Source organism: Sphingomonas kaistensis, from assembly GCF_011927725.1.
Lineage (GTDB): Bacteria > Pseudomonadota > Alphaproteobacteria > Sphingomonadales > Sphingomonadaceae > Sphingomicrobium > Sphingomicrobium kaistense.
The window spans coordinates 712,952-737,611 of sequence record NZ_JAATJC010000001.1; the positions used below are offsets into that span (position 1 = coordinate 712,952).

Annotated in this window: 30 protein-coding genes and 1 tRNA gene; 19 read left to right on the forward strand and 12 right to left on the reverse strand. The window is 67.8% G+C overall.

Annotation, left to right across the window (positions count from 1 at the left end; all coding sequences use genetic code 11):
* Nucleotide 1: 1 nt before the first annotated feature.
* Nucleotides 2–88: transfer RNA gene (locus GGQ97_RS03450), tRNA-Leu, on the reverse strand.
* A 157-nt stretch (nucleotides 89–245) separates the two neighbouring features.
* Here GGQ97_RS03450 and GGQ97_RS03455 point away from each other — a divergent pair.
* A complete protein-coding gene (locus GGQ97_RS03455) occupies nucleotides 246–458 on the forward strand; it encodes a hypothetical protein (RefSeq protein WP_168067650.1) in 213 nt (70 codons plus the stop codon).
* Nucleotide 459: 1 nt separating this feature from the next.
* On the opposite strand, the gene GGQ97_RS03460 is transcribed toward GGQ97_RS03455, so the two are convergent.
* Entirely contained in the window at nucleotides 460–1,464 is a 1,005-nt protein-coding gene (locus tag GGQ97_RS03460) for a zinc-ribbon domain-containing protein (protein ID WP_168067651.1), read from the reverse strand.
* Between the two features lie 111 nt (nucleotides 1,465–1,575).
* Here GGQ97_RS03460 and ftsE point away from each other — a divergent pair, with 111 nt between their 5' ends.
* The 4 genes from ftsE to GGQ97_RS03480 are packed head-to-tail and all read left to right on the forward strand — an operon-like array spanning nucleotide 1,576 to nucleotide 4,383.
* Nucleotides 1,576–2,295 (forward strand): cell division ATP-binding protein FtsE, encoded by a 720-nt coding sequence (ftsE, locus tag GGQ97_RS03465; RefSeq protein WP_168070684.1) that lies wholly within the window; start codon nucleotides 1,576–1,578, stop codon nucleotides 2,293–2,295.
* Entirely contained in the window at nucleotides 2,292–3,161 is an 870-nt protein-coding gene (locus GGQ97_RS03470) for a cell division FtsX domain-containing protein (RefSeq protein WP_168067652.1), read from the forward strand. The genes ftsE and GGQ97_RS03470 overlap by 4 nt, the downstream gene beginning before the upstream one ends.
* Nucleotides 3,158–3,688 (forward strand): YdcF family protein, encoded by a 531-nt coding sequence (locus GGQ97_RS03475; RefSeq protein ID WP_168067653.1) that lies wholly within the window; start codon nucleotides 3,158–3,160, stop codon nucleotides 3,686–3,688. Before GGQ97_RS03470 ends, GGQ97_RS03475 begins: the two co-directional genes overlap by 4 nt.
* A gap of 11 nt (nucleotides 3,689–3,699) precedes the next feature.
* Nucleotides 3,700–4,383, forward strand: a complete 684-nt coding sequence (locus tag GGQ97_RS03480; RefSeq protein ID WP_168067654.1) for a lysophospholipid acyltransferase family protein — start codon at nucleotides 3,700–3,702, stop codon at nucleotides 4,381–4,383.
* Here the strand turns inward: GGQ97_RS03480 and pheT are convergent.
* The 3 genes from pheT to GGQ97_RS03495 are packed head-to-tail and all read right to left on the reverse strand — an operon-like array spanning nucleotide 4,380 to nucleotide 9,247.
* A complete protein-coding gene (pheT, locus tag GGQ97_RS03485) occupies nucleotides 4,380–6,740 on the reverse strand; it encodes a phenylalanine--tRNA ligase subunit beta (RefSeq protein ID WP_168067655.1) in 2,361 nt (786 codons plus the stop codon). The genes GGQ97_RS03480 and pheT overlap by 4 nt on opposite strands.
* Nucleotides 6,737–7,804, reverse strand: coding sequence for a phenylalanine--tRNA ligase subunit alpha (pheS, locus tag GGQ97_RS03490; RefSeq protein ID WP_168067656.1), 1,068 nt, complete (start codon nucleotides 7,802–7,804; stop codon nucleotides 6,737–6,739). The genes pheT and pheS overlap by 4 nt, the downstream gene beginning before the upstream one ends.
* Nucleotides 7,805–7,843: 39 nt before the next feature.
* The gene (locus GGQ97_RS03495) at nucleotides 7,844–9,247 is read right to left on the reverse strand and encodes a helix-turn-helix domain-containing protein (protein ID WP_168067657.1); all 1,404 of its coding nucleotides are present in this window, start codon (nucleotides 9,245–9,247) and stop codon (nucleotides 7,844–7,846) included.
* Nucleotides 9,248–9,373: 126 nt separating this feature from the next.
* Here GGQ97_RS03495 and GGQ97_RS03500 point away from each other — a divergent pair, with 126 nt between their 5' ends.
* From GGQ97_RS03500 to GGQ97_RS03515, 4 genes are all read left to right on the forward strand, one after another.
* Complete coding sequence (locus GGQ97_RS03500; RefSeq protein WP_168067658.1) at nucleotides 9,374–9,577, forward strand: DUF4170 domain-containing protein; 204 nt, start codon at nucleotides 9,374–9,376, stop codon at nucleotides 9,575–9,577.
* A 58-nt stretch (nucleotides 9,578–9,635) separates the two neighbouring features.
* The gene (locus tag GGQ97_RS03505) at nucleotides 9,636–11,231 is read left to right on the forward strand and encodes an isocitrate lyase (RefSeq protein WP_168067659.1); all 1,596 of its coding nucleotides are present in this window, start codon (nucleotides 9,636–9,638) and stop codon (nucleotides 11,229–11,231) included.
* Between the two features lie 85 nt (nucleotides 11,232–11,316).
* Nucleotides 11,317–13,389, forward strand: a complete 2,073-nt coding sequence (locus tag GGQ97_RS03510; protein ID WP_168067660.1) for a malate synthase G — start codon at nucleotides 11,317–11,319, stop codon at nucleotides 13,387–13,389.
* Complete coding sequence (locus tag GGQ97_RS03515) at nucleotides 13,376–14,281, forward strand: DUF5996 family protein (RefSeq protein ID WP_168067661.1); 906 nt, start codon at nucleotides 13,376–13,378, stop codon at nucleotides 14,279–14,281. The genes GGQ97_RS03510 and GGQ97_RS03515 overlap by 14 nt, the downstream gene beginning before the upstream one ends.
* 63 nt (nucleotides 14,282–14,344) lie before the next feature.
* On the opposite strand, the gene rplT is transcribed toward GGQ97_RS03515, so the two are convergent.
* From rplT to GGQ97_RS03530, 3 genes are all read right to left on the reverse strand, one after another.
* Nucleotides 14,345–14,737, reverse strand: a complete 393-nt coding sequence (rplT, locus tag GGQ97_RS03520) for a 50S ribosomal protein L20 (RefSeq protein ID WP_168067662.1) — start codon at nucleotides 14,735–14,737, stop codon at nucleotides 14,345–14,347.
* 14 nt (nucleotides 14,738–14,751) lie between these two features.
* Nucleotides 14,752–14,955, reverse strand: a complete 204-nt coding sequence (gene rpmI / locus GGQ97_RS03525; protein ID WP_168067663.1) for a 50S ribosomal protein L35 — start codon at nucleotides 14,953–14,955, stop codon at nucleotides 14,752–14,754.
* A gap of 140 nt (nucleotides 14,956–15,095) precedes the next feature.
* Complete coding sequence (locus tag GGQ97_RS03530; protein ID WP_168067664.1) at nucleotides 15,096–15,746, reverse strand: SDR family oxidoreductase; 651 nt, start codon at nucleotides 15,744–15,746, stop codon at nucleotides 15,096–15,098.
* A gap of 276 nt (nucleotides 15,747–16,022) precedes the next feature.
* On the opposite strand from GGQ97_RS03530, the gene GGQ97_RS03535 reads away from it, so the two are divergent.
* The 5 genes from GGQ97_RS03535 to GGQ97_RS03555 all read left to right on the forward strand — a co-directional run bounded on the left by GGQ97_RS03535 (nucleotide 16,023) and on the right by GGQ97_RS03555 (nucleotide 19,423).
* Nucleotides 16,023–16,472 carry a DUF1810 domain-containing protein gene (locus tag GGQ97_RS03535; RefSeq protein ID WP_342448438.1) on the forward strand — a complete coding sequence of 150 codons (450 nt, stop codon included), beginning with the start codon at nucleotides 16,023–16,025 and terminating at the stop codon, nucleotides 16,470–16,472.
* A 101-nt stretch (nucleotides 16,473–16,573) separates the two neighbouring features.
* A complete protein-coding gene (locus GGQ97_RS03540) occupies nucleotides 16,574–17,155 on the forward strand; it encodes a 1-acyl-sn-glycerol-3-phosphate acyltransferase (protein WP_168067665.1) in 582 nt (193 codons plus the stop codon).
* Between the two features lie 39 nt (nucleotides 17,156–17,194).
* Nucleotides 17,195–17,722 (forward strand): peroxiredoxin, encoded by a 528-nt coding sequence (locus tag GGQ97_RS03545; protein WP_168067666.1) that lies wholly within the window; start codon nucleotides 17,195–17,197, stop codon nucleotides 17,720–17,722.
* Nucleotides 17,723–17,810: 88 nt separating this feature from the next.
* Nucleotides 17,811–19,253 (forward strand): S41 family peptidase, encoded by a 1,443-nt coding sequence (locus GGQ97_RS03550; RefSeq protein WP_168067667.1) that lies wholly within the window; start codon nucleotides 17,811–17,813, stop codon nucleotides 19,251–19,253.
* Nucleotides 19,253–19,423 (forward strand): hypothetical protein, encoded by a 171-nt coding sequence (locus tag GGQ97_RS03555; protein WP_168067668.1) that lies wholly within the window; start codon nucleotides 19,253–19,255, stop codon nucleotides 19,421–19,423. Before GGQ97_RS03550 ends, GGQ97_RS03555 begins: the two co-directional genes overlap by 1 nt.
* A gap of 209 nt (nucleotides 19,424–19,632) precedes the next feature.
* Here the strand turns inward: GGQ97_RS03555 and GGQ97_RS03560 are convergent, their stop codons facing one another.
* Nucleotides 19,633–19,938 carry a hypothetical protein gene (locus tag GGQ97_RS03560; RefSeq protein WP_168067669.1) on the reverse strand — a complete coding sequence of 102 codons (306 nt, stop codon included), beginning with the start codon at nucleotides 19,936–19,938 and terminating at the stop codon, nucleotides 19,633–19,635.
* Between the two features lie 139 nt (nucleotides 19,939–20,077).
* Nucleotides 20,078–20,986, reverse strand: coding sequence for a hypothetical protein (locus tag GGQ97_RS03565; protein WP_168067670.1), 909 nt, complete (start codon nucleotides 20,984–20,986; stop codon nucleotides 20,078–20,080).
* A gap of 208 nt (nucleotides 20,987–21,194) precedes the next feature.
* Here GGQ97_RS03565 and GGQ97_RS03570 point away from each other — a divergent pair, with 208 nt between their 5' ends.
* The 4 genes from GGQ97_RS03570 (at nucleotide 21,195) to GGQ97_RS03585 (ending at nucleotide 22,823) form a co-directional block, all read left to right on the forward strand.
* On the forward strand, nucleotides 21,195–21,542 hold the full coding sequence (locus tag GGQ97_RS03570) for a PilZ domain-containing protein (protein WP_168067671.1): 348 nt from the start codon (nucleotides 21,195–21,197) through the stop codon (nucleotides 21,540–21,542).
* Between the two features lie 81 nt (nucleotides 21,543–21,623).
* Nucleotides 21,624–21,947 carry a TFIIB-type zinc ribbon-containing protein gene (locus GGQ97_RS03575; RefSeq protein ID WP_168067672.1) on the forward strand — a complete coding sequence of 108 codons (324 nt, stop codon included), beginning with the start codon at nucleotides 21,624–21,626 and terminating at the stop codon, nucleotides 21,945–21,947.
* A 36-nt stretch (nucleotides 21,948–21,983) separates the two neighbouring features.
* Entirely contained in the window at nucleotides 21,984–22,535 is a 552-nt protein-coding gene (locus GGQ97_RS03580; protein WP_245197838.1) for a YdeI/OmpD-associated family protein, read from the forward strand.
* A 3-nt stretch (nucleotides 22,536–22,538) separates the two neighbouring features.
* Nucleotides 22,539–22,823, forward strand: coding sequence for a DUF427 domain-containing protein (locus GGQ97_RS03585; protein ID WP_168067674.1), 285 nt, complete (start codon nucleotides 22,539–22,541; stop codon nucleotides 22,821–22,823).
* Nucleotides 22,824–22,881: 58 nt separating this feature from the next.
* Here the strand turns inward: GGQ97_RS03585 and GGQ97_RS03590 are convergent, their stop codons facing one another.
* Nucleotides 22,882–23,289, reverse strand: a complete 408-nt coding sequence (locus GGQ97_RS03590) for a hypothetical protein (RefSeq protein ID WP_168067675.1) — start codon at nucleotides 23,287–23,289, stop codon at nucleotides 22,882–22,884.
* Between the two features lie 137 nt (nucleotides 23,290–23,426).
* On the opposite strand from GGQ97_RS03590, the gene GGQ97_RS03595 reads away from it, so the two are divergent.
* Complete coding sequence (locus GGQ97_RS03595; protein ID WP_168067676.1) at nucleotides 23,427–23,948, forward strand: hypothetical protein; 522 nt, start codon at nucleotides 23,427–23,429, stop codon at nucleotides 23,946–23,948.
* 28 nt (nucleotides 23,949–23,976) lie between these two features.
* Here GGQ97_RS03595 and GGQ97_RS03600 read toward each other — a convergent pair whose 3' ends face one another.
* Nucleotides 23,977–24,615 carry a YbhB/YbcL family Raf kinase inhibitor-like protein gene (locus GGQ97_RS03600; protein WP_168067677.1) on the reverse strand — a complete coding sequence of 213 codons (639 nt, stop codon included), beginning with the start codon at nucleotides 24,613–24,615 and terminating at the stop codon, nucleotides 23,977–23,979.
* Nucleotides 24,616–24,660: the final 45 nt, after the last annotated feature.

Here is a 24,660-nt window from a genome sequence, read left to right on the forward strand (position 1 = left end):
GTGGTGCGGTCGAGAAGACTCGAACTTCCACGGCCTTTCGGCCACAGCGACCTCAACGCTGCGCGTCTACCAATTCCGCCACGACCGCATGTTTGTCGGCACTGCTCGGACGAGAGCGCCGGTGGCAAGGCGCGTGCCTCTAGCAGCGCCCTTTGCGCAGCGCAACAGCGCTGAACCGTTCCATTGTGGAGCAGAGGTAAACAGGTCGTTTACCTTTTCGGGCGCGAGTCCTAGCGTCGATGCTCATGCTGGCCTCCCCCCTGCTGGCCGCCCTTGCGGCAACCGTCCAGACGCCCTCCGCGGCGGCTCCACCGGTGCAGGTGCGCGCGCAGGCGCAGGTGTTCGTGCAGATCATCCAGGCCGCCGAAGTGCGCAACGGGCGAAGCGACACGCCGCATCAGCGGACGGTCCGCCGCGACGAGGCCGGGCAGACACAAACCTTGCTGCAATTCGAGTAGCTTAGGCGCCTACGGTTTGCTCGTCGCGGCAGCGCGGGACGCTCCGCTGCTGTCCGAAGAATACCTCCAGGCACGCCGCGGCCGACGGCACGTCGAGGTTGGCGCTGTTGAAGCTGGCGGTTGCCCCCGGCGCCAGTTGCGGCGGCGAGATCGGGATGGTCCAGCGATAGACGACATTCTGCTCGAGACTGCGGAGCTGCGCGTTGAGCGGCGGTACCGGCAAGGTTTCGTCGGTCTCGTTACGGACGATCCCGCTGACCTCGAACAGCTGATTGCCGCTTGCAAGCTGGGTCCGGCCATGCTGCTGGACCTGGACCGTCAGCCGCGTCGAGGCATCCCCCTGGGCGATGCCAAGCCGGCCCTTGAGCTCCGCCGGGGCCCAGAAATAGACGCCGGCGGCGACGAGGGCGACCAGCAGCAGCAGAGCGCCGACCAGTAGCGGCCAGCGGCGACGCGGTTCGTCCTCATCCTCGTCCTGAGCCGCGAACGGGCTGTAGAGATCCTCGGTTTCCATCCGGGCCGCGCGCAGGGGATGCGAGGCGCGCGGCGCCTCCACGGCGGGTTCAGGCTCGAATTGCGGCTCCGGAGCCGGGCCATCGTCGACCGGAACCGCGGCCTCGGGATAGGGATCGGGCGCGACCGCTGCTTCTTCCGGCATGCTGGCGGCGGTTTCCTGCTCGGCCAGTATGTCCGCAGTGGCGATCGGCGCGGCTGCGGGGGGCGCTTCCTCCGCGGGCTGGGCATAGGCCTCGTCCGAAGTGGCGTGGTCACCAACCCCGGCCGCGACCGCGTCGCCGCCCTGGTCGCCAACGGCATGATCCCGAGCGTCGTGCGCGATACCCTCATCGGCGGCGTGCTGAACGGGCTCGCTCGTCTCCTCGGAGGCCTCGGGCTCCTGGTGCCAACTATGCTTGCACTGGGCGCAGCGCACGGTGCGGCCGGCGGGCGGGATCGCACCGTCCTTCACCACGTAGCGCGTCCCGCACGATGGGCAGGTCAGGATCATGGATTGGGCGCTTTCTCTTTCAACCGGATACAGAAACGTTGCGTAACCTTTTCGTGAATCCATTGGCAAGCTAGACGCGGCAAAGGGCGACAGAAGAAAGAGGGGGCGATCCTGGCCGCGCTGGTCGAGTTCGACGGAGTGGGCTTGCGGTACGGGACCGGCGCGGAGGTGCTGGCCGGACTGGACCTGCGCCTTGCGCCGGGGGGATTCTACTTCCTCACCGGGGCATCGGGCGCGGGCAAGACGTCCCTGCTCAAGCTCCTGTATCTCGCCCAGCGGCCGACGCGGGGACGGCTAAGGCTGTTCGGCGAAGACGTCGGCGAGGCGCCGCGCGAATCCCTTCCGGCATTCCGGCGGCGGATCGGGGTGGTGTTCCAGGACTTCCGGCTGGTGCGTCACCTGTCCGCCTTCGATAATGTCGCGCTGCCGCTGCGCATCGCCGGCCATGACGACCGCGAGATCGAAGGTCCGGTGCGCGAGATGCTGGCCTGGGTCGGGCTTGCCGACCGCGCCAGCGCCAAGCCGCCGACCCTGTCGGGCGGGGAACAGCAACGCGTCGCCATCGCCCGGGCGGTGATCGCTCGGCCCGAATTGCTGGTCGCCGACGAGCCGACCGGCAACGTCGACGCGGCGATGGCCGATCGCCTGATCCACCTGTTCGAAGCGCTCAACCGGCTTGGCACCACTGTAGTGGTCGCAACCCACGACCTGTCGCTGATCGGCGCGGTCAAGGGTGCGAGGATGATGCGGCTCGAGGATGGGCGGCTGTCTGATCCGACCGGCGAACTGCGTCACCCGCCGAGCCGCCAGCCCGACGGGGCCCCGGCATGAAGGGCGCGCTGTTCCCGCCCGCTTCAATGCGGCGCCTCCTGCCCGAGCAGAAACGCCGCGCGGCGCCGTGGATCGTCGGCCTGATGACCTTTGTCAGCCTGGTCGTCGGAATTGCCGGGCTTGCCGTACTCGGCGCGGTGTCGGACCTGTCGAGCTCGGCGGCAGGGCGCTGGTCGCTGCAGGTAACCGGAACGCCCGCCGATGCGGCGCGGGCCGAAGCGCTGCTGAGCGCCTCGCCCGCAGTGGAGCGGATCGCGCGCGTGCCCGAGGCCGAACTGCGCCGCACGCTCGGTGCCTGGCTGGGCCCGGCGGCGGACCAGCTCGACCTGCCGATGCCGGTGATCGCCGAAGTCAGCCTGTCCGCGGCCGGCGACGGGCAAATGCTCGCCCAGGATCTTGCCCGCCAGGTGCCCGCCGCGCGCCTGACGCCTTATTCGGCCGAGCTTGCGCCGCTTCTGACGACCCTGCGCGGCCTTGCCGTGCTGGTCGCAGGGCTGCTGGTCGTGCTGGCCGCCGCGCTGGCCGGCGCGGTGACGCTGGCGGCGCGGGCGACCCTCGATGCCAATCGCGCCACGCTCGACGTGTTGCACGGGATCGGCGCGACCGACGGCCAGTTGCTGTCGCTGGTCCAGCGCCGGATCGCGCTCGACGTCCTCGCCGGAAGCGGTGCCGGAGCGCTTGCCGCCGTGATCGTGCTGGTCGCGGCGCTGATCCCGGCACGGGGACTGCTTGGCGGCTGGGCGGGAGGTCCGGCCCTCGCCGCAAGCGGACTTGCCCTGCTGGCCCTGTTGCCGCTGGTGCAAGCGGGCCTTGCGACCCTGGTTGCCAGGCGCGCCCTCCGGCAGGCATTGGCGAACGTCATATGACCATTCGTTTGATGGCCTTGCTGGGACTCCTCTACGCGCTTGGCTTCGCCTTGTTCGGCGTGTCCCTGGCCAAGCCCGCCGGCGCCGAGCGCACCGAGGCGGTGGTGGTGCTGACCGGCGGTTCCGGCCGGCTGGAGCGGGGCATGGCCGTGCTTAAGCGCGGGGAAGCGAAGCGCATGCTGGTGTCCGGTGCCGACCCCAGTGTCACCCGGGCCGACCTGGCGCGGCGACTGGGCCCCGATACGCTCGGCACCTTGCGCTGCTGCGTCGACCTCGGTTCGGAAGCGGTGGACACCCGCAGCAATGCCGAGGAAGCGCGGCGGTGGATCGTCCGGCGCGGCTATAGCAGCGTGCGACTGGTGACCAGCGACTGGCACATGCGCCGCGCGGCCTATGAATTCCGGCAGGACCTGCCAGAGACGACCATCATCGAGGATGCGGTGCAGACCCGGCCGAGCCTGTGGCTGCTGTTCCTCGAATATAACAAATATCTGCTGCGGCGCGCCGCGCTGTGGCTCGACATGTAGGCAAGAAGCTGATGGCCGCGTTGCGTTCGATCCTTTATTTCCTGGTCTTCTATCCCGGAACGGTCCTGTACTGCATCGCGACCCTGATCGCGGCGCGCTTCGGAAGCGGCCCGGTCCGGCGCGTCATCCACGCCTGGGCGAGCTTCCACCATCAGCTGGTGACGCACCTGCTCGGCATCCGGTTCGAAATGGAAGGTGAGATTCCCGACGGCCCCGTGCTGGTCGCATTCAAGCACCAGGCGATGGTCGAAACGGTCGAGACGTTGTTGCTGGTCAAGACGCCGGTCGTGGTGATGAAGCAGGAATATGTCGACCTGCCGCTGCTTGGGCCGACGATGAAGAGTTTCGGGGTCATCGGGGTCAACCGCGAGGCGGGGGCCAGCGCGCTGCGGGAGATGATGCAGCGGGGCAAGCAGGCCATCGCCGAGGGACGTCCGGTCGTGATCTTTCCCGAAGGCACGCGGGTGCCGGTTGGCGAAACGCCCCCACTGCGGCCGGGCTTTGCCGGCCTCTACCGCGCGCTCGGCCTGCCGGTGGTGCCGGTGGCGCATGACGGCGGCAAGATCTGGCCCAAGGGACTGGTCAAATATCCCGGGGTGATCCGGCTCAAGATCGGCGAGACCATCCCCGCCGGCCTCAAGCGCGACGAAATCGAGCGACGCGTGCACCGCGCGATCAACGCGCTCGAAGCCTAGGTCCTGAGCGTCGCGCCAAGCTTGGCGGCGCTTGCGACAACCTTGTCCGACAGCGCCGCGAGATCGGCTTCGGTCAGCGTCTTGTCGGTAGGCTGAAGCGCGACCTCCACCGCGAGGCTGAGGTCGCCATCGGCCGGCTGGTAGCGGTCGAACACGCGCACCTCGGTGATCAGCGCCTTGTCGGCACCGCGGATGGCGCGGACGAGGTCGCCGGCGGCAAGGCTGTCGGGCACGACAAAGGCGAAGTCGCGGGTAACAGGCTGCAGCGCGGGAGGAGTGAAGGCGGGCCGCGCACGACCCTTGTCGCGGGCCGCCGGAAGCGCGTCGAGATAAAGGTCGGCGGCCTGGGTTCCGGCGGGCAGGTCGAGCGCCCTGGCCAGCGCCGGGTGCAGCTCGCCGAAGCGGGCGAGTTCGGCCTTGCCGAGCCGGAGCGTTGCCGAGCGGCCGGGATGGAAAGCGTCGCCGGCGCCTTGCGCCAGCTGCAGGTTGGCGACCGGTGCGCCAGCCTCGCCAAGCAAGGCCATGACTGCCGCCTTGACGTCATAAGCGTCGAACGCGCGCGCCTTGCCCGCCTGCCATGAGCGCGGATCGGCTTCCCCGGCCATCAGCAGCGAGAGCGTCGGGCGCTCGGCCTCGGCGAGGTAGCGGCGGCCGAGTTCGAACAGGCGGACGCTGGTCGCGCCGCGGGACAGGTTGCGCGCGGCGGCCCGGGCGAGTCCGGGAAGCAGCGAGGTTCGCATGACCTTCATCTCCTCGCTGATCGGATTGGCGAGGACATGCGCCGCGCCGCCCAGCAGGTCGGCGTCGGCCTGCGCGATGAAGCTCCAGGTGATCGCTTCGTTGAAGCCGCGCGCGGCGGCGGCGCGGCGGACCCGGCGTTCGAGCCGCTGGGAGGGCAGGGCCACCGCCTTTGCGACGCCGGCATCGCGCGGGAGCGGGGTGGAGGGAATGCGGTCGAGCCCGGCGACGCGGGCGACTTCCTCGACGAGGTCGGCCTCGCCGTCGATGTCGGGGCGCCAGCCGGGGACGGTCCAGCCATTCGCGCCGTGACCGAAGCCGAGCGCGGAAAGGATGCGGTTCTGCTCGTCGGTCGGCAGGCTGAGCCCGGCAAGACTTTCGACCCGTTCAGGCCGCAGGGCAATGGCGCGCAGGGCGGTCACGTCGCTCCAGCGGGCGGTTGTCGCCATGCTGCGTCCTGTGGGCGTGCCACCGCACAGCTCGACGATCATCGCCGCTGCGGCGTCGGTCATCTGCTCGAGCGTCAGTGGATCGACCCCGCGCTCGAAGCGGGCGCGGGCGTCGGTGTGGACCTGCTGGCGCTGGCCGGTGCGGGCGATGGCGACCGGGTCGAACCAGGCGCATTCGAGGAGGACGTCGGTGGTGCCTTCGGTGACGCCGGTCGAGACGCCGCCAACCACGCCGCCCAGTCCGAGCACGCCCTTGTCGTCGGCGATGACGCAATCGTCGGGCGCCGCCTCGTAAGCCTTATCGTTCAGCGCATCGAAGCGCTCGCCCTTGCCGCGGCGGACGTGGATGCCGCCGTTGAGCAGCGCTGCGTCATAGACGTGCAGTGGGCGGGCCTGGTCGATCGAGAAGAAGTTGGTGACATCCACCAGCGCCGAGATCGGACGCAGCCCGACTGCACGGAGCCGGGCTTGCAGCCAGTCGGGCGAAGGGCCGTTCTTCACGCCGCGGATCATGCGCGCGGAAAAGGCCTCGCAGCCGCTGCCTTCCTCGATGGTGATCGACACCGGATTGGCGCCGTCCTCCGCCAGCGGACGGACGGGGCGTTCGCGCAGGGTGCCGAGGCCCACTGCGGCGAGGTCGCGGGCGATCCCGCGTACGCCGAAGCAGTCGGGGCGGTTGGGGGTGACGGCGATGTCGAACACCGGATCCTCGAGCCCGGCATAGGCCGCATAGCTCTGCCCGACCGGGGCGTCGCCCGGCAGCTCGATGATGCCGTCATGCCCGGTGCCGAGCTCCAGCTCACGCTCCGAGCACATCATGCCATTGCTCTCGACTCCCCGGATCGCGGCAACCTTGAGCGTGAAGTCGCTTCCGGGAACATAGGCGCCGGGCGGCCCGAACACGCCCTTCATGCCGGCGCGGGCGTTGGGGGCGCCGCAGACCACCTGCATCGGACCATTGCCGGCATCGACCTGCAGCACCTGCAACTTGTCGGCCTGCGGGTGCCGCTCGGCGGAGAGCACCTCCGCCACCACGAAGGGAGCGAGTTTCTCGGCCGGGTTGTCGATCCCTTCGACCTCGAGGCCGAGCGCGGTCAGCTTGTCGGCGATCTCGGCCACCGAGGCGGTGGTGTCGAGGTGATCGCGGAGCCAGGAGAGGGTGAACTTCATGCGCCCACTCCCGCGCTCAGGGTGGGCACGGCGAGCGCGCTGAAGCCGTAATGCTTGAGCCAGCGCAGGTCGCCGTCGAAGAATTGGCGGAGGTCGTTCATGCCATATTTGAGCATCGCCAGCCGGTCGATGCCGGTGCCGAACGCGAAGCCCTGCCATTCATCGGGGTCGAGCCCGGCGGCGGCGATGACGCGCGGGTGGACCATGCCGCTGCCCAGCACCTCCATCCAGCCTTCAGATCCGCCGACCACGCGGCGACCGTTTTCCATCGACCAACCGACATCGACCTCTGCCGATGGCTCGGTGAAGGGGAAATAGGATGGACGCAGGCGGATCGCGATGTCGTCACGCTCGAAGAACGCCTTGAGAAAGGTCTCGAGCGTCCACTTGAGATGGCCCATCGTGATGTTGCGGTCGATCACCAGGCCTTCGACTTGGTGGAACATCGGAGTGTGGGTGGCGTCGCTGTCAGAGCGATAGACCCGGCCCGGCGCGATCACCCGCAGCGGCGCGCCGTGCTTCTGCATCGCGCGGATCTGCACCGGCGAGGTGTGGGTGCGAAGGACAAAGGTGCCTTCGACGCCCTCGCGCGGCTCGACATAGAAGGTGTCGTGCATGGCCCGCGCCGGGTGGGTCTCGGGCATGTTGAGCGCGGTGAAATTATACCAGTCGCTTTCGATCTCGGGTCCTTCGGCGACCGCGAAGCCGAAGTCGGCGAAAATCTCGGCCAATTCGTCCATCACCTGGCTGACCGGGTGGACGCTGCCCTGCGGCTGCTCGGCGGCGGGCAGCGAGAGGTCGAGCCGCTCGGTCGCCAGCTTGCGATCCAGTTCGGCCGTTTCTAGCGCCGCCTTGCGCGCGTCGATGGCGGCGGCCACGTCCGCGCGCTGGCCCTGGATCGCCGGTCCCTGCGTCTGTCGCTCCTCCGGGCTCATCTTGCCCAGCGTCTTGAGGAGGGCCGTGACCCAGCCGTTCTTGCCCAGCGCCGACACCCGCTCCGCGTCGAGGGAAGCAAGGTCGGAGGCGGCAGCGATGCGCTGCAAGGTGGTGGCGAGTTCGGACATGGCGGAGGCGTTTAGCGGCTGCCGCCCTCGGTGCAAAGGTCAGGCAACGAAGGGATAGGGCGAGATCGTCTTGCGATTCTCGTGCACCGCAAGCTGCGCTCCAGCCGGCGGGGTGGCCCGGAACGCGCAGTCGAGGCGCGGGCAGATCGAGCAGGCCGGGCCGACCGGCGTCACCGGCGCGCGGTCGAGGTCGATTCCCTCGGCGCAATGCAGCTTGTGGGCATGCTCGATGCTGCAGCCGAGGCCGATCGCGAGGAGGCCGCCCGACAGCGCGCTGCGGATCGGTCGTTCGATGGTCCGGGCTACGGTGAAATAGCGGTGGCCGTCCGGGGTCTCGATCAACTGGGTCACTGCCTGACCGGCGGATTGGAACGCGACGTGCAGGTTCCAGCGCGGGCAGGTCCCGCCGAAGCGCGAAAAGGGGAAGCGTTCGCCGGCATAGCGCTTGGACACGTTCCCCGCGGGATCGATCCGCAGCATGAAGAAGGGAATGCCGCGCGCACCCGGGCGGCCGAGCGTGGTGAACCGGTGCGACACCTGCTCGACGTTGGCGCCGAACTCGGCGGTCAGGCGGTCGATCGAATAATTGTAGCGCTCGGCCGCAGCCAGGAAGGTGCCGTAGGGCATCATGATCGCGCCCGCCGCATAATTGGCGAAGCTCATGTGCAGCAGGTGGCGGGTGCCCGCGTCCGGCGGACGGGCGACTTCCAGCAGCCGGGCGATGATCGGGTGAAACTCCAGCAGCGAAAGCTGGTAGGCGATGCCGAACGTCTTGTTCTCGGGCCGCAGCAGCGAGGACAGCATCAGCAGGCGGCGTTCGGGATCGTAAACCTGGCTGGCGCCCTGCAATTCCTCGGGGCCGACCACCGTGACGGACACTCCATAGGCTTCCTTGAGGCGGCGCCGCAGCGGCTCGGCGACCGACAGCGGGTCACCCAGCGCACCGCCCAGCGTCTCGGCGCCTTCCTCGAGCTCAGGGAAGTGGTTGGAGCGGGACTGGATGAAGTCGCGGACCCAGGTTTCCGGCGTGAACAGGGCGCGCTCGTCCCCTTCCGACCCGATCGTGGCCGGGCCGAGCCGCCGTTCGCGCAGCGCCGTGTACAGGCGACTCACGCCTTCCGCGATGCCGGGGCTGTTGTCGCTGAGTTCGACGATCTCCTGGCGGCCGATCTGGAGGTCGGAGAACATCGGATCGGCGAACACTTCGGCCAATTGTTCGGCCGATCCCTGCTCTCCGCCCTCGCTTGCGAAACTGCGGATATCGACCTCGAAGCCTTCGGCGAGGCGAAGCAGGATCGACGCCGTGACCGGGCGCTGGTTGCGCTCCAGATGATTGAGATAACTGGGAGAAATGCCGAGTAGGCCAGCCATGGCGGTTTGCTGCAGGCCGCGGTCGCGGCGCAGGCGCTTGAGTCTCGCGCCAAGGAAAAGCTTCTTCGCCATGTCTGTACTCTGTCAAGAAAGTGACAAACCTACAAGTCATGACATGACAGATGTGCCTTTATCGGCGCTGCCGAATGCGCGCTGCGGTGTTTTCCTGTGTTCGAGACATGCAACAAGGAGGCCAACATGGGTCAGCGATACTGGGTCATCGGCGGCGAATATCGCGATTGCGCCTTCCGTGAGATCGAGCCCGGCACTGAGCGGATGAGCGGTCCGTTCGGCGACGAGTTGAAGGCCCGCATGGAATGGCAGCGCCTGACCTTCCGCGACAAGTGCGCGGCGACCGAGCGTTACACCATCGCCATCGAGCCGAGCCTCGGCCGCGCCTGACAATCTTTGACAAATGGTCCCGCAGTGGAGGGCGGGGCCATCACCGAGGGGAAAATACTTGTCGTATCAGACTGAGATCACCACGGCCGCCCACCTGATCGGGGGCAATGGCAACCCGTGGAAGGGTATCGATGCCGAAGCGGTTGCCCGCATGCGGCTGCAGAACCGATTCCAGTGCGGGTTGGACATCGCCCGCTACACCGCCGGCATCATGCGCCGCGACATGGCCGCTTACGATGCCGACCCGGCCGCCTACACCCAGTCACTGGGCTGCTGGCACGGCTTCATCGCGCAGCAGAAGATGATCGCGGTAAAGAAGCACTTCGGAACGACCAAGGGCCGTTACCTTTATCTCTCGGGCTGGATGATCGCCGCGCTGCGCTCGCAGTTCGGGCCGCTGCCCGACCAGTCGATGCACGAGAAGACCTCGGTGCCTGCGCTGATCGAGGAGATTTACACCTTCCTTCGCCAGGCCGATGCGCGCGAGTTGAGCGGGCTGTTCCGCGACCTCGACAAGGCGCGTGCGGCGGGCAACGAGGTCGACGAGCAGCGCCTGCTCAACGCCATCGACAGCCACGAAACCCATGTGGTCCCGATCGTCGCCGACATCGACGCCGGCTTCGGCAATGCCGAGGCGACCTATCTCCTCGCCAAGAAGATGATCGAGGCCGGCGCCTGCGCGATCCAGATCGAGAACCAGGTTTCGGACGAGAAGCAGTGCGGCCACCAGGACGGCAAGGTCACCGTTCCGCACGAGGACTTCATCGCCAAGCTGCGGGCGGTTCGTTACGCCTTCCTCGAGCTTGGGGTCGACAACGGGATCATCGTCGCCCGCACCGACTCCCTCGGCGCCGGCCTGACCAAGCAATTTGCGGTCAGCCAACAGCCCGGCGACATCGGCGACCAGTATAATGCCTTCCTCGATTGCGAAGAGATCGAGGACACCACGCAGCTGAACGGCGACGTGCTGATCAACCGCAACGGCAAGCTGATGCGGCCCAAGCGGCTGGCATCGGGCTTGTTCCAGTTCCGCGCCGGGACCGGCGAGGAGCGCTGCGTGCTCGACTGCATCACCTCGCTGCAGAATGGCGCGGACCTGATCTGGATCGAGACCGAGAAGCCGCACATCGAGCAGATCGCCGGGATGGTCGATCGCATCCGCGAGGTCGTTCCGAATGCCAAGCTCGCCTACAACAACTCCCCGTCGTTCAACTGGACGCTGAATTTCCGCCAGCAGGTGTACGACGCCTGGGCGAGGGACGGCCGCGACGTGTCCGCTTACGACCGCGCGAAACTGATGAGTGCGGACTATGACGGGAGCGAGCTGGGCCAGGAAGCCGACGAGCGGATCCGGACCTTCCAGCGCGATGCGGCGGCGCGGGCAGGGATCTTCCATCACCTGATCACGCTTCCGACCTATCACACGGCGGCGCTGTCGACCGATAATCTGGCCCGCGAATATTTCGGTGACGCCGGCATGCTCGGCTACGTCAAGAACGTGCAGCGCGAGGAGATCCGCCAGGGCATCGCCTGCGTGAAGCACCAGAACATGTCGGGCTCCGACATCGGCGACGACCACAAGGAATATTTCGCCGGGGAAGCCGCCCTCAAGGCAGGCGGCGCCAACAATACGATGAACCAGTTCGCCGCTTGAGCGGCTGACCTCACGGTTCCCCAGCGCGGCGGTCCGGGTTACTCCCGGGCCGCCGTTCCTGCCTCGAGAAGGAAGTCTTGCGTCCATGAATGCGCCCGCCGCTGCAACCGGCATCGCCGTCGACCCCGTCCTCGCCCGCTTCGTTGATGAGGAGGTGCTTCCGGACCTCGGGATTGACGCGGGGACGTTCTGGCAGGGGGTGGACGGCATCTTCGCCGAATTCGCTCCACGCAATGCTGCCTTACTGGCGAAGCGCGACGCACTGCAGGCGGCGATCGACGACTGGCACCGCAAGCAGCGCGGAAAGCCGCACGACCGCGCCGCCTACGAACACTTCCTGCGCGAGATCGGCTATCTGGTCGACGAACCCGCGCCGTTCACTGTTGGCACCCGCGGCCTCGATCCCGAGATCGCGACCATGGCCGGACCCCAGCTGGTGGTGCCGATCCTCAACGCGCGCTTCCTCCTCAATGCCGCCAATGCGCGCTGGGGGAGTCTGTACGACGCCTTGTACGGGACCGACGCGATGGGGAGCACACCGCCGGGCGGGGCATATGACACGGCGCGCGGGGCCGCGGTCGTCGCAACTGCGCGGCGCTTCCTGGACGGCGCGATCCCGGGCTGGGAAGAGGCGATCGGCGGGGGCGATCACGCGGCGGTGGCCGCGCGATCCGACACTTCGGTGTTGTTCATGCATCATGGCCTTCACATCGAGGTGTTGATCGATCCCTCCCACCCCATCGGCCGCGACGATCCGCTTCACATCGCCGACATCGTGCTGGAGAGCGCCCTCAGCACCATTTGCGACCTCGAGGACAGCGTCGCGGCGGTGGACGCCACTGACAAGGTCGCTGCCTACCGCAACTGGCTCGGGCTGATGCGCGGTGACCTTGCCGCCAGTTTCGACAAGGCGGGGCGCACGCTCGAGCGGTCCCTCAATCCCGATCGGCCGGTCGGCGACGTGACGCTTCCGGGCCGCAGCCTGCTGCTGGTCCGTAACGTCGGGCACCTGATGACCAACCCGTCAGTGCGGCTCGCGGACGGCGGCGAGGCGCCGGAGGGTATCCTCGATGCCATCGTCACCGGCCTGATCGCGCTCTACGACCTGCGCGGCCTCGGCCGCCACCGCAACAGCCGCGCGGGGTCGATCTATATCGTCAAACCCAAGATGCACGGCCCGGAGGAGGCGGGCTTCACCAACGACCTCTTCGATGCCGTCGAGGACCTGCTCGGGCTGGAGCGCAATACCATCAAGGTCGGCGTGATGGACGAGGAGCGCCGCACGAGCGCCAACCTCGCCGCGACCATCCACGCGGTCCGCGACCGCATCTTCTTCATCAATACCGGCTTCCTCGACCGCACCGGCGACGAATTGCATACGTCGATGCTGGCCGGGCCGATGGTTCGCAAGGCGGCGATGAAGGAAAGCGCGTGGATCAGGGCCTATGAGGCGCGCAACGTGGCGATCGGCCTGGCCTGCGGGTTCAGCGGCAGGGCCCAGATCGGCAAGGGAATGTGGGCCGCGCCCGACCGGATGGCCGACATGATCGAGCAGAAGATCGGCCATCCGCAGTCCGGCGCGAACACCGCCTGGGTGCCGAGCCCGACGGCCGCCACGTTGCACGCCATGCACTATCACCAGGTCGATGTGTTCGAGCGGCAGGAGGAGTTGTCGCACGCCGCGCCGCCGCCGCTCGGTGACCTGCTCACCATCCCGCTCGCGCCCGGAACCAACTGGTCGGAAGAGGAGATCGCGCAGGAACTGGACAATAACTGCCAGGGGATTCTCGGCTATGTCGTGCGGTGGATCGACCAGGGGGTGGGCTGCTCCAAGGTCCCTGATATCCACGACGTCGGGCTGATGGAGGACCGCGCGACGCTGCGGATCAGCTCGCAGCATCTGGCGAACTGGCTTCTCCACGGCGTCTGCACGGCGGATCAGGTAGACGCCTCGCTACGGCGGATGGCGGCCAAGGTGGACGCGCAGAACGACGGCGATCCTTTGTACCGGCCGATGGCGCCCGACCCGGAGGCGAGCCTCGCCTTCCAGGCCGCCCGAGCGCTGGTGTTCGAAGGCCTTGAGCAGCCTAATGGCTATACCGAGCCCCTGCTGCACGCTTATCGTGCCAGGGTGAAGGAGCGCGATGGAGTGGCCTGAACTCGATACCGCCCGCGATTCGGGGACGTGGCGCGTGCTGCATCTGGCCAGCCAGATGCTCGGCAAGCTCAGGGTGCGGCATGCCGACTGGGTCAATCACGGCTGGCACGTCGCGCTGCAGCCGTCGGCGAACGGGCTGGCGTCGCTTCCCATCGCGGCGGAAGGAGGGCGCTTCTCGCTCTCGCTCGACCTGTGCGATCACCGCATCCACTTGCTCGTCAGCGATGGCCGCAGCGACAGCGTGCCGCTGGCGCAGCCGAGTATCGCCAGGCTTCACGCCGACCTTATCGCCATGCTCGACCGCAACGGACTGCCGAGCGACTTCCACGGACGCCCTAACGAATTGCCCGACGCGGTGCCGTTTGCCGAGGACGACCGCCTGAGCGACTATCGCGAGGAGAGCGCGGTGCGCTTGCGCGAGGTGCTGCGAGTCGTCGTACCGGTATTCGAGACGTTCCGCGCGGGCTTCTCAGGCAAGGTCAGCCCGGTGCATTTCTGGTGGGGGAGCTTCGACCTTGCGGTGACCAGATTTTCAGGTCGGCGGGCACCCGACCATCCTGGCGGAGTACCCGGGCTGCCCGACCGGATCACGCGCGAGGCCTACAGCCACGAAGTGTCGAGCGCCGGCTTCTGGCCCGGCGGCGCGTTTGGGGCGGCCCCGATCTTCTACAGTTACGCCTATCCCTCGCCCGATGGCTTCTCAGCGGCGGCCGTCAGCCGAGGGCGCTTCGACGAGGCACTTGGCGAGTTCGTGCTGCCGTACGGAGAGGTTCGTTCACAGGCCGATCCGGCGGGCACCCTGCTCACGTTCCTGCAGGAGACCTACGCTGCCGCCGCCGACCTCGCTCAATGGGATCGCGCCGCGCTCGAACGGGACCCGGTCGCGCCCTGACCCAAAAGAAAAGGGCGCCCCGGTTGCCCGGAGCGCCCCTGTCTCGTCACCGAATCGAGTAGCTTAGGCGGCTTCGGCCTGAACCGAGCGATCGCCGTCGTTCGGAAGCGCCTTCTTGGCCTGCGCGATCAGCGCGCTGAACGCGGCGCCTTCGTGCATGGCCATGTCGGCCAGGACCTTGCGGTCGAGGTCGATGCCGGTGAGCTTCAGCGCGTGCATGAACTGACCGTAGGTCAGGTTCTCGGCACGGACCGCAGCGTTGATGCGCTGGATCCACAGGGCCCGGAAGCTCCGCTTCTTCACCTTGCGGTCGCGATAGGCGTACTGGCCGGCCTTTTCGACCGCCTGACGCGCAATGCGGATGGTGTTCTTGCGACGGCCATAATAGCCCTTCGCCTGCTCAAGGATGCGCTTGTGCTTGGCGCGGGTGGTTACACCCCTTTTGACGCGTGCCATTGCTCAAATACTCCTTAGTTGAGACCGTAGGGGGCCCAAAGCTTCACGCGCGCCGTATCGGCGACGGCGAGGACTTCGGTGCCACGGTTCTGGCGGATGTACTTGGCATTGTGGCTGATCAGGCGGTGGCGCTTGCCAGCGACTCCGTGCTTGATCTTGCCGGTAGCGGTGAGCTTGAAGCGCTTCTTCACGCCGCTCTTGGTCTTGAGCTTGGGCATTTTCGTCTCCTGTGTAGCCCGCGGACGGGCGACGTTTCTCACCTGACACGGCAGCCCTCACTGGCCGGCCCGGTGGTTTTTCCAACGATCTGGAAAGCGCGCCCCCTAGCCGGGGAGGGGGCGAATGGCAAGAGTTGCGCTCACCAGGGAACGGCTTTGCCCTCGAAATCGAAGAACTTGCCCGAGTCCTCCAGCGTCAGTCCGTCGATCACCCGGCGCATGGCGGCGATGCTCTGCTTCGGCACGACCGGGGCGCTCTCCCCACCCATCCGGGTCTGGACCCAGCCGGGGTGCAGCGGGACGCAGACGAGGTCGGGATTGGCCAGCGCCAGCGTTTGCCAGGCCATGTTCAGCGCCGTCTTGCTCGAGCGGTAGGCGAGGAAGCCGCCCGAGCTGTTGTCGGCGAGCGAGCCCATCCGGGTGCTGATTACGATCAGCTTGCCGCTCGCTGCCCTGACTTCGGGCAGCAGTGCCTGGGCGAGGAGATAGGGCGCGATGGTGTTGACGGCGAAGGTGTCCAGCCACTCGCCCGCTGCTTGTCCGTCGCTGGCGTCGCGCGGGCCATAGGTCCCGGCGTTGGCGATCAGCAAGTCGATGGGGCGTCCGGCCCGGACCGCGCTGACCGCGGCGGCATCGGCCATGTCGAGCGTTCGGACCTCGGCGCCGAGCGACTCGAGTTCCGGCGAGGTTTCGCGGACGGTGGCGATGACGTCCCAGCCCGCCTCGCGATACTGGCGAACGAACTCCAGGCCGAGGCCGCGGTTGGCACCGGTGACGAACAAGGTGGGCATGACGGACTTCTCTCTTTCCGGGGCATAAGGTTGTGGCGGCGATAACGCACGGCGCGAGCAAAGCGCCTGCCCTTTGTGCCGTGTGGGCACCGCTGGTTGCTTCCGGGGGTTTGGAGTAAGGTGTCGGCTTCTTCGTCATCCACGAAGGGAGACCGACATGAGTGCGGACGAGCGTCACTACAGCGCGGAGCAGGTGACCGGAGCACGCCAGGAAGGGGTTGTGCGTTGGGTACTGGTAATCTCGCTCCTTCTGATCGTGTTGGCGATGTCGGCCATGTGGATCATTCCAGCCCTTACCGGCTGAGCCTCGCACGGTTCGTCGCTGCCCAGAGCGGCGTTCACGATCTTGCCCTGGCCGAGCTTCGCGCCGGCGCCAAGCGGACCCACTGGATGTGGTTCGTCCTGCCCCAGCTGCGCGGGCTGGGCACCAGCATGATGGCCGATCGCTACGGCCTTGAAGGCCTTGACGAGGCGCGCGCCTATCTTGCCAATCCGATCCTCGGCGAGCGGCTTCGTGAGTGCGTGTCGGCGCTGCTGCTTCACGCCGGGACGCGCAGCGCCGCGGAGGTGATGGGGGTGGTCGACGCGATCAAGCTGCACAGCAGCCTGACCTTGTTCGAAGCGGCCGGCGGTGGGCCGCTGTTCACCCGCGCGCTCGACGCCTTCTACGGAGCCGAGCGCGATCGCCGCACCCTTGGCCGGCTTGGTCCGCAGCGCCGGGCCTGACAGCCTCCGGCAAGCGGTTCCGCTTGCCTTCCGCCACGCTTCCCTGTTGGTACGGACCCGTGCCGAATAGTCCGCCGCCTCTGTCCCCGCTCGCCGCCTGGGTGAAGCGTCGTTTTGTCCGCTGGTTCAACCGTGGCGGATGGACCTGCGAGGGGGTGCTGCCCTTGCCGCCCAAGGCCGTGGTGATGGGGGGTCCGCACACCAGCAACTGGGACTTCCTGGTGTTCGTCGGCGCAATGGAGACGATGGGCGTCGACGCAGCCTACATCGGCAAGGCTAGCCTGTTCCGGTGGGGACCGATGGCCCGCTTCATGAAGGGGCTGGGCGGGATCCCGGTCGAGCGTTCGGTCCGCAATGACCTGGTCGCGCAGGTGTCGCAGCGATTGCGGGACGCCGACCGGATGCTGCTGGTCATCGCGCCCGAAGGGACGCGCGAGCCGACCACCGATTGGCGGATGGGCTTTTACCGTATCGCGCTTGCCGCCGGAGTTCCGATCGTCCCGGGCGGACCGGATTACACCCGCAAGGTCGCCATCTTCGGTGCGCCGATCATCCCGACCGGCGATCCTGAGGCCGACCTCAAGCCGGCCTGGGAGTTCTTCCGTACCCTTGTCCCGCGGCACCCCGACCAGGTCCTTTTCCCGGATGGAAGCGGCATGGACGGACGACCGGGCGCGGCCTAGGCTCGGTCGCGAAAGACCCTGCCGACCGAGGAGAAATCCATGCGCTCACTGCTTGCCGCCGCCGCCACCGCCCTGCTGGCCCTGGCCGCCGCGCCCGCCAGTGCCGCCCTTCCGGTCGGCGCCAAGGCGCCCGACTTCACCACCATGGGCTCGCTCAACGGAAAGCCGTTCCGGCTCCATCTGCAGGAGCAGCTGAAGCACGGGCCGCTGGTGCTTTATTTCTATCCCAAGGCGTTCACCGAAGGCTGCACGTTGGAAGCCAAGGCCTTCAGCGACGCCATTCCCGCCTTCCGCAAGGCAGGCGCGCGGGTGGTCGGCCTCAGCGCCGACAATCTGGACACGCTGAAGAAGTTCAGCGTCGAAGCGTGCCGCGGCCAGTTTCCGGTCGCCACCGCCAACGCCGACCTGATCAAGGCTTACGACGTGAAGCTGCCGGTCGCGCCGGTCAGCAACCGGACCTCCTATGTCATCGCAAGGGACGGGCGGGTGATCTTCGTTCACTCGGACATGAGCTGGAAGGAGCATGTCGCGCAGACGCTCGCAGCGGTGCAGGCACTCAAGAGATGATGGGCTGCGAAGTGGGCTGGTAAGTATCGGGAAAGCCAGGCGCGGCAAGTCTCTCGACAATAGCGAATCTTTGAGGCAAGTAACTGAAATGCGTCAGATTTCTCGGCTCCGCCAAGTCTCGTCCCTACTCTGCATTTCGGTGCTGCTGAGCAGCTGCGGTGGAGGCGACGGGGCCACTCCCGATTCGGCCGGAACGCCGCCGGTGATCGTGACTCCGCCGCCGACCACGCCGCCCACCAACACCGCCTGTTCGCTGACCTCGCGACTGGAATGGGTCCAGGCGCGTCTGAAGGAGGATTACCTCAATCCTGACCTGCTCGCGAACATCAGTCCGGCGGGCTACACCGACATTCAGCAGTATATCAACGACCTGACGGCCCCGGCCCGCGCGGCGGGCAAGGACAAGCTGAACTTCTCCTACGTCACCTCGATCGCGGAAGAGACGGCGCTGACCAACAGCGGCTCCTCGGCCGGTCTGGGCGTCCGCCTGTACACCGAGGGCAGCCGACTGTTCATCAGCGAAGCCTTCGAAGGCGCCCCGGGCCTTGCCGCCGGCCTCGACCGCGGGGTCGAGATCCTGGCGATCGGGACCAGCGCCAGCACGCTGCAGAACGTGTCCGACCTGATCGCATCGGGCGGCCTCAGCGCCGCGCTTGGGCCGAGCGAGCCGGGAGTTACCCGGACCTTCCGCATTCGCAGCGTCAGCGGCGTCGAAAGCGTGATCACCGCGACCAAGGCCGATTACGCCCTCGACCCGGTGTCGGACCGCTATGGCGGGAAGATCCTGACCGACGGCGGCAAGAAGGTCGGCTACGTCAACCTGCGCACGTTCATCGTCGCCAATGCCGACCAGCAGCTGCGCACCGTCTTCGCCGACTTCAAGGCGCAGGGCGTCACCGAAGTGATCATCGACCTGCGCTACAATGGCGGCGGCCTGGTGTCGCTGGCGGAAACGCTGACCAACCTGCTCGGCGCCAACCGCACCAGCAGCGACATCCAGAGCAAGACGGTGTTCAACGCGCGGCTGTCGTCCAACAACCGGACCACCTATTTCGCGCCGCAGACGCAGTCTATCGCACCGACCAAGATCGCCTTCATCGGCGGGCCGGCCACGGCCTCGGCGAGCGAACTGGTGATGAATGCGCTGATCCCTTATTATGGCGCCAACGTCGGGCTGATCGGGGCCAACACCTATGGCAAGCCGGTCGGCCAGATCGCGCGCGACCGGGCGGAGTGCGACGACCGCTTCCGGATCATCGCCTTCCAGACCGTCAATCGCGACAATAACGGCGACTATTTCAACGGGCTTGCAAGCAGCTTCCAGCGCACCTGCCGGGCGACCGACGACCTGACCCGGCAGTTGGGCGATCCGACCGAGACCAGTATCAAGACCGCGCTCGACTTCCTTGCCGGACGGTCGTGCACTGCGATCACCGGCGGCATCTCGTCGCTGTCGGTCGGCGAGGGCCGGGCGCTGTTGCAGTCGCCGACCCCGACGTCGGCCCAGCGCGAGGTTCCGGGCCTGTTCTGATGCGCGGCCTGATCCTGGCATCGGTGGCGATGATGGCGGGGCCGGCGGCTCCGCCCAAGGTGCCGCCGAAGCCGGAGCAGCCTCCCAGTGCCGAGTCGGCCAAGCCACTGCAGCCGGTCCGGCCCGATAAGCCGTCGGACGCCCAGCGCTTCAATCCCGGCCTGTTCTGACCCGCAACCCCGTGGCATCAAGCGGCGTTCGTTCACGTTGAACGCAACACAGGAGCAGCGCCATGGCCAAGGGCCAGATGAAATCCAACAAGGAAACCCGCAAGCCCAAGGCGAAGAAGGAAAAGACCATCGCCGCCAATCCCTCGACCAAGGGGACGGTCAAGCGGGAGGATTGAACGACCTGCGCAAGACGACCCGCGCGGGCGGGATCAGTCGGTCTGGGCCTCTTGCGCCGCACGCGAGGTCTGGAGCTGCGCGTAAGCGGCGTTGATTTCCTTCCACGCGCGATCGCACGTGCGGCGGTCCTTCAGGGCGCTGCTGCTGCAGACCTGCCGGAGACGCTCCATCGCGGTTTTCTGCGTGAACAGGCCGGTGCGTTCCAGATTGCCCGTGCTCGGCCCGTTGAAGCGATCGACATCGGTCGGGCCCGGCGGGGTGGGGGCGCCAAGCGGCAAGGCGGCGGCGGGCGCGGACAGCAGCAGCGTCAGGCTCAACGCGGAAGCAACGAATCGCATCTCTGGCATTCCTTCAGGCAAGGGGCATTCGACTCCGTCCGACCCTACGACCGCGACTGCAATCAGTCCAGCACCGGCACAGTCGAAGACGCGTCCAACATGGCAGTGAACGAGTGGAGCGCCCACGCGATGCTTGCGCTTATCTTCGCGGTTTGGGCGCCTTGTCCTGCCCGGTGATCTCCTTGCGGATGATCGACTGCATCTCGTCCTTCTGGGCGTTGGCGTAGCTGCGGTCGTCGCTGCGGTAGAGCGCCTTCAGGAAAGCGACGTCCCATTGCGTCACGCTTTCCGGAAGCTCGCTCCCGACCGGGGCCGCCAGTGCCGCGAGGATCGAGGGCGGGGCAGCGGGGCCAAGCCGCGCCGGGTCGGCCCGGGCGAACAGGCGCATCGCGGCATAATCGGCAAGCTGCAGCGTCGTCAGGCCTTCGAGGGTCCTGGGCTCGACGATCAGCGCCGAGGCGGCATAGGTCCGGGTGGCGCTCGGCCTGATCCGGTTGGAGGTGAAGATCTCCGACTGGTAATAGCCGCCGTCGCCATCGCCCGCGTCGACCTTGACGCCGATCTCCTGGCGGTTGGCGTCGAGCAGGCGTTCGGCGTGCAACACGGTGGCAAGGTCGGTGCTTCGGCCGGGATCGGGCCGTCCGTCGGGACCGCTCTTCCAGCTTCCCCGCACCTTGGCGGCAAGCGCGGCACGGTCGGTGGTGACGACCAGCCAGACGTTGGGCTTGCAACCGGCCTTGGCCAGGGGCACGCCGACCGCTTCGCCGATCCGCCGCAGGCGAGCGACGACCGCAGCGCTTTGCGCCGGCACCAGGCCGAGGACACCTGGGCAGGCCTCGGTCGAGAAGCGGGCGAGCTGGCCCGAGAAGCGGCTTGGCGCGAGCGCGTCGATAAAGCCCTTGATCTCCGCTTCCCGCTCGCGCTTGCCGCGGACGATGATGTCGGCATCGCCGGCGGACGGGGTGGTCGATGGCGGCGGCGGCGCGACATTGGCGCTTCCGATTCCCGACAGCGCCAGCAAGACGGCGCAGGCAAGCCTGTTCTTCACGCACATTCCCCGGAGGTCCGCCGACACCGCGCCCTCGTGTTTCGAATCGGCGCTAGCACAATGGGGGCGGAGCCGCGCCGGTGGCTCGACCAATGACGTGGCCCTTCTGCAAGCGGAAGCGCGACTATCGGTCCGAAGCGGATCGTTGGCTCGGTTCCTTTACCTGTTGGAAGCAGGTCGCGGGTACAAACCGGGCAATGGAACAGCGATGACCCCCGCCAGCCGCTCCGCAGCAGTGCCGGACGCCTTTGTCGACCAGCGGCAGCATCCGCGAGTCGCGGTGGCGCTGCCGGCGTTCCTGATGCTCGGCGGGCGGCGCTATCCGGTGCAGATCGTCGACCTGTCGGCAGGCGGTGCCAAGGTCGATTGCGGAACCGCGCTGGTGGTCGCGGGGGCGACGGTGACGCTCAACTGGGGCGGCGCGGGCGCGCAGGCGACGGTGCGCTGGCGCGAAGGGCGGCTGGCCGGACTCGCCTTTGCCGCTCAGCTCGACCCGCGCGACGTGGCGGACCTTGCCCGGCGGTCCGACGCGCTGGGCGCCCGGATGCGCGGCTAGCAACTCGGCCAGGCCGCGGCCGCGCCTTGTGCGGGCCCGGCGCCCTCCTACCTTGTCAGGACGCGACGAGGAGAAGCCAAGATGAAGTGTCCTGTTGACGGAGCCACGCTGCAGATGAGCGAGCGGTCCGGGATCGAGATCGACTATTGCCCCGAATGCCGCGGGGTGTGGCTGGACCGCGGCGAGCTCGACAAGATCATCACCAGGTCGGCCGAGGCCGATGCCCCTCCCGCAGCGCCGATCCCTCCGCAGGCCCCGCCTCCGCCGCAGGCACCGGCGCCGCCCCAGGGTGGCCCGTGGACGCAGCCTGGCTATCCGCCGCAGTATCAGCACGGCCATGACCCGCGTTACGGGCACAAGCCCTACAAGCGGAAGAAGAGCTTCCTGGAGCAGATCTTCGACTGATCCGCGGACATGAGCGGGAACCAGGAACGAGGCGGCTTGCCGATCCTGCATTTCGCTGACGCCGGCGCGCTGGAGCGGTGGCTCGAGGCGCAGCCGGGCGACCACCGGGGGATCTGGCTCAAGATCGCCAAGAAGGATCGCGGAGTCGGATCGGTGACGGTCAGCGAGGCGATCGACCTCGGCCTGTGCTTCGGGTGGATCGACGGGCTGATCAACCGGCTGGACGAGGATTTCTATCTCGTCCGCTACACGCCGCGGCGACCCCGGTCGAAATGGTCGCTGGTGAACGTGGAGCGCGCCGAGGCGCTGCTGGCGGGCGGCAGGGTCAGGCCCGGCGGCCTAAAGCAGATCGAGGCGGCGAAAAGCGATGGGCGGTGGGACGCGGCCTATCCGCCGGCAAGCCGGATCGAAGTACCGGACGATCTCGCAGCCGCATTGGAGGATAACCCGGGAGCCAAGGCGGCGTTTGCGGCGCTGAAGGCCGCGGAGCGCTATTCGGTGCTGTACCGGCTGCATCAGGTGCGGGGCGCGGAGAAACGGGCGGCTGCGGTGGCAAAGGCAATCGCGGCCCTCACAGCAGGAGAATGAGAGATGGCGGAAGCCTGGTGGAATGACACGCTGATCGCACGCAGTGACGACATCGTCACAGTGGAGGGCAATGCCTATTTCCCGCTGGAGGCGGTGACGCCCGGGGTGCTGGAGGCCAGCGCCACCACCAGCTTCTGCCCGTGGAAGGGCACGGCGTCCTATCATTCGCTGCGGGCCAATGGGGCCGAGAACCGCGATGCCTGCTGGTATTATCCCGAGCCCAAGGAGGCGGCGAAGGAGATCAAGGGGCGGGTGGCGTTCTGGAAGGGCGTGCAGGTCAGGAACTGACCGGCATCGCCGGGAGGGCAGGCCCCCGCCGCCGGAGCGACGGGGGCCCCACACCCGCTTAGCGGACCTGGATCCGGACCAGCGGACGGTTGGCGCGCAGGGCCACCGGCTCATAGCGCAGGCGGACCGCGGTCACGTCCCGGCGGTTACCGCGAAGGTCGACCGCACGGGTACATGTGCCGGCGTTGAGCACGGCGCGGGTGTTGACGTCCTGGCGACCGCCGTTGGCGAAGCGGATGTCGAAATCACGCAGGCGCAGCGGGGCGTTCAGGGCGCAGACCCGGATCTCGCGCTGGCGGGTCACGCCGGGCAGCGCCACGGTGTCGCTGTCGCGGCCGTCGACGCGGGTGGTGCCGATGGTCCTCCAGTTACCCTCGTTCCAGCGCCACTGCTGGGCAGCGGCGGGCGATGCCGCGGCAAGCCCGGTGGCAAGGGTGGCGGCGGCAAGGATCAGGCGCTTGTTCATGGGAATTCTCCTCACTTGATGGGGGACACCCTGCACCACCCGGCAAGCACCCAGGCTGAACCATCGGTTGTGCGAACGTCAGTATCGCCCGGTGTGGGCCGCCTTGAGGGCAAAAGGGGTGGACAGCCGGGGCGGCGATGGCTTCAACCGCGGTCATGGCCCAGCCGTCGTTCCGGACCCGTCTTCGCGCTTTTCAGGCGATCCATGGCGGGGCGCCCGATCCCGGCTTCATCGCCGACCTCGAATATCTCGAGAACCGCGACCTCGACCTGTCGGTGCGCAAGGGCGCAATGCTGGCGTTCAATGCCCTGCTGATCACCGTCGGCACCCACCCGGTGTCGGCCTCGCCCGGCGCACCGTTGAGCGTGGACGCGGCCAGCCAGCCCATGCTGACCATCGCCAGCCTGATCGCGGTCGCGCCGTTCGTCTTGTCGAGCGCCTATCTGCTGCGCGGACTGCTGGTCGGCGAGGAATTCGACACCGAGGGGATTGAGGAATGCGCGCCCGACACGCTTCGGACGCGGCTGATGGCTGCGTTCGTCCGCTCGATCGACGTCCAGACCGGACTGCTGCGCCGCGCGGTCGGGGCAACGGTTGCCGGCGGGGTGCTGACCGTGGCGGTGTGGGCGTGGATCCTGGCCGCCAAGATCATCGGCTAGACCCCGCGCCGCGCGTGAAGGCCCCGCGTCAGGCGGGGAGGGCGGCGGCGGCACCGACCGGGCCGACCGGCGCTTCCTCCTCGCGCGAGTAGGTGCCGACCAGCACCCCGGCGGCGAGGATGCGGTCCCGGACCAAGTCGACGAATTCGCCGCGGCCGGGGCTGGCGTCGTCCGAAGCGCCGCCGTCAGCGCCCTCCGCGCGGCCGAGCGCGAGCAACTGGAACACATAGTCGTGGGCGCCGTGGCCGGTCGGCGGGTCGGGCGGCAGCCAGCCTTGCGCGAAATAGGAGTTCATGCCGACATCCTTGCCGTCCGCGCCGTCGCCGTCGGCCACGATCGCCCCTTCGGCGAGGCCGTCCAGCGCCGGGTCGATCGCGACCACGATGGCATGGACCAGCGGTCGCGGCGCCGGGGCGTCGGGATCCTCGACGATCAGGGCAAGGCAATCGGTCCCCTCGGGAAGCCCGCGCCAGACCAGCGGCGGCGACACCCCCTCGCCATCGGCGGTGAAGCGCGGCGGCAACCGCCCGCCGGGGGCAAACGCCGGGCTGTGCAGGTCGATCATCGCCGCCCCGCCGAGGTCGAGCCGCGACAGGGTCAGCTTGTCATGCCCGGCGCGAATGCCGGACAGCGCGGCACCGAGCCAGTGGGGGATGTTTTCGAGCATGGGGTGGGGAACGCGCGGGGAGCGGGTGTGGATGCGATCCTGTGA

What these genes read in the sequence shown, in the direction of transcription:
- GGQ97_RS03455 (WP_168067650.1), top strand. Translation starts at nt 246, where the DNA reads ATGCTGGCCTCCCCCCTGCTGGCCGCCCTTGCGGCAACCGTCCAGACG.
- GGQ97_RS03460 (WP_168067651.1), bottom strand. Translation starts at nt 1,464, where the DNA reads ATGATCCTGACCTGCCCATCGTGCGGGACGCGCTACGTGGTGAAGGAC.
- GGQ97_RS03470 (WP_168067652.1), top strand. Translation starts at nt 2,292, where the DNA reads ATGAAGGGCGCGCTGTTCCCGCCCGCTTCAATGCGGCGCCTCCTGCCC.
- GGQ97_RS03475 (WP_168067653.1), top strand. Translation starts at nt 3,158, where the DNA reads ATGACCATTCGTTTGATGGCCTTGCTGGGACTCCTCTACGCGCTTGGC.
- GGQ97_RS03480 (WP_168067654.1), top strand. Translation starts at nt 3,700, where the DNA reads ATGGCCGCGTTGCGTTCGATCCTTTATTTCCTGGTCTTCTATCCCGGA.
- pheT (WP_168067655.1), bottom strand. Translation starts at nt 6,740, where the DNA reads ATGAAGTTCACCCTCTCCTGGCTCCGCGATCACCTCGACACCACCGCC.
- pheS (WP_168067656.1), bottom strand. Translation starts at nt 7,804, where the DNA reads ATGTCCGAACTCGCCACCACCTTGCAGCGCATCGCTGCCGCCTCCGAC.
- GGQ97_RS03495 (WP_168067657.1), bottom strand. Translation starts at nt 9,247, where the DNA reads ATGGCGAAGAAGCTTTTCCTTGGCGCGAGACTCAAGCGCCTGCGCCGC.
- GGQ97_RS03500 (WP_168067658.1), top strand. Translation starts at nt 9,374, where the DNA reads ATGGGTCAGCGATACTGGGTCATCGGCGGCGAATATCGCGATTGCGCC.
- GGQ97_RS03510 (WP_168067660.1), top strand. Translation starts at nt 11,317, where the DNA reads ATGAATGCGCCCGCCGCTGCAACCGGCATCGCCGTCGACCCCGTCCTC.
- GGQ97_RS03515 (WP_168067661.1), top strand. Translation starts at nt 13,376, where the DNA reads ATGGAGTGGCCTGAACTCGATACCGCCCGCGATTCGGGGACGTGGCGC.
- rplT (WP_168067662.1), bottom strand. Translation starts at nt 14,737, where the DNA reads ATGGCACGCGTCAAAAGGGGTGTAACCACCCGCGCCAAGCACAAGCGC.
- rpmI (WP_168067663.1), bottom strand. Translation starts at nt 14,955, where the DNA reads ATGCCCAAGCTCAAGACCAAGAGCGGCGTGAAGAAGCGCTTCAAGCTC.
- GGQ97_RS03530 (WP_168067664.1), bottom strand. Translation starts at nt 15,746, where the DNA reads ATGCCCACCTTGTTCGTCACCGGTGCCAACCGCGGCCTCGGCCTGGAG.
- GGQ97_RS03545 (WP_168067666.1), top strand. Translation starts at nt 17,195, where the DNA reads ATGCGCTCACTGCTTGCCGCCGCCGCCACCGCCCTGCTGGCCCTGGCC.
- GGQ97_RS03550 (WP_168067667.1), top strand. Translation starts at nt 17,811, where the DNA reads ATGCGTCAGATTTCTCGGCTCCGCCAAGTCTCGTCCCTACTCTGCATT.
- GGQ97_RS03555 (WP_168067668.1), top strand. Translation starts at nt 19,253, where the DNA reads ATGCGCGGCCTGATCCTGGCATCGGTGGCGATGATGGCGGGGCCGGCG.
- GGQ97_RS03560 (WP_168067669.1), bottom strand. Translation starts at nt 19,938, where the DNA reads ATGCGATTCGTTGCTTCCGCGTTGAGCCTGACGCTGCTGCTGTCCGCG.
- GGQ97_RS03570 (WP_168067671.1), top strand. Translation starts at nt 21,195, where the DNA reads ATGACCCCCGCCAGCCGCTCCGCAGCAGTGCCGGACGCCTTTGTCGAC.
- GGQ97_RS03575 (WP_168067672.1), top strand. Translation starts at nt 21,624, where the DNA reads ATGAAGTGTCCTGTTGACGGAGCCACGCTGCAGATGAGCGAGCGGTCC.
- GGQ97_RS03585 (WP_168067674.1), top strand. Translation starts at nt 22,539, where the DNA reads ATGGCGGAAGCCTGGTGGAATGACACGCTGATCGCACGCAGTGACGAC.
- GGQ97_RS03590 (WP_168067675.1), bottom strand. Translation starts at nt 23,289, where the DNA reads ATGAACAAGCGCCTGATCCTTGCCGCCGCCACCCTTGCCACCGGGCTT.
- GGQ97_RS03595 (WP_168067676.1), top strand. Translation starts at nt 23,427, where the DNA reads ATGGCTTCAACCGCGGTCATGGCCCAGCCGTCGTTCCGGACCCGTCTT.
- GGQ97_RS03600 (WP_168067677.1), bottom strand. Translation starts at nt 24,615, where the DNA reads ATGCTCGAAAACATCCCCCACTGGCTCGGTGCCGCGCTGTCCGGCATT.